Source organism: Methanosarcina baikalica, from assembly GCF_031461075.1.
Lineage (GTDB): Archaea > Halobacteriota > Methanosarcinia > Methanosarcinales > Methanosarcinaceae > Methanosarcina > Methanosarcina baikalica.
Map to the genome: position 1 here is coordinate 1 of NZ_JAVKPK010000143.1, position 1564 is coordinate 1564.

Below are 1564 nucleotides of genomic sequence, written 5' to 3' on the forward strand. Positions count from 1 at the left end.
GCTTAGGAGGTGATCCAGCCGCAGATTCCCCTACGGCTACCTTGTTACGACTTAACCCCCCTTGCAAAATTCAGGTTCGAACACGGCACAGAGTCCGTGCCCTCACCCATACCTCACTCGGGTGGTTTGACGGGCGGTGTGTGCAAGGAGCAGGGACGTATTCACCGCGCTATATTGAAACGCGATTACTACGGATTCCAGCTTCACGAGGGCGAGTTACAGCCCTCGATCCGAACTAGGGATGGGTTTATGAGATTGCCAGCCCCTTTCGGGGGAGGGACCCATTGTCCCATCCATTGTAGCCCGCGTGTAGCCCGGGAGATTCGGGGCATACTGACCTACCGTGGCCCGCACCTTCCTCCGATTTAACACCGGCGGTCCCCACAGAGTACCCATCATCCCGGAGGATATGCTGGTAACAGTGGGCACGGGTCTCGCTCGTTGCCTGACTTAACAGGATGCTTCACAGTACGAACTGGCGACGGCCATGCACCTCCTCTCAGCGATTCAGGCAAAGTCTTCAGCTTGGCCTACATATTGCTGTCGCCCCCGGTGAGTTGTCCGGCGTTGAGTCCAATTAAACCGCAGGCTCCACCCGTTGTTGTGCTCCCCCGCCAATTCCTTTAAGTTTCAGCCTTGCGGCCGTACTTCCCAGGTGGCTCGCTTCACGGCTTCCCTGCGGCACCAGACACGGTCGCGCCATGCCTGACACCTAGCGAGCATCGTTTACGGCTGGGACTACCCGGGTATCTAATCCGGTTCGTGCCCCCAGCTTTCGTCCCTCACCGTCGAACCCGTTCTGGTAAGACGCCTTCGCCACAGGTGGTCCCACAGGGATTACAAGATTTCACTCCTACCCCTGTAGTACCTCTTACCTCTCCCGGTTCCAAGCCTGGCAGTATCCCCCGAAAGCCTAATAGTTGAGCTATCAGATTTCCCGGAGGACTGACCAAACCGGCTACGGACCCTTTAGACCCAATAATCACGATCACCACTCGGGCCGCCGGTGTTACCGCGGCGGCTGGCACCGGTCTTGCCCGGCCCTTGCTAACGGGTGTATTTTACACACCCGGACAGCCAGCATATGATGCTGGCACTCGGTGTCCCCTTATCACGGTTTCCCGCATTGTAAAGTTTTCGCGCCTGCTGCGCCCCGTAGGGCCTGGATTCATGTCTCAGAATCCATCTCCGGGCTCTTGCTCTCACAACCCGTACCCGTCGTCGGCTAGTAGGTACATTACACCCACTACTACCTGATAGGCCGCAGACCCATCCTTGGGCAGACGAATCCATTTTACGCAGAAAGCATTCCAGCATATATGCGTTATCCGGAATTATCCCCAGTTTCCCGGGGTTATGCCGGACCCAAGGGCAGGTTATCCACGTGTTACTGAGCAGTACGCCATGTTCACGAAGAACATATGACTCGCATGGCTTAGGCGAACACCGATAGCAGTAACCTCTGGCAGGATCAACCAGAATTGTTAAACACACTAGATTGAAAATTAAAGGTCTTGGTCGCAGAAACTTGCACTAACAACTAGCAATTCAGTTATTCTAAGTT

1 rRNA gene is annotated in these 1564 nt (G+C 55.4%); it reads right to left on the reverse strand.

What is annotated here, in order from left to right:
- Positions 1-4: 4 nt before the first annotated feature.
- Positions 5-1482, reverse strand: a 16S ribosomal RNA gene (locus RG963_RS16425).
- Positions 1483-1564 lie beyond the last annotated feature (82 nt).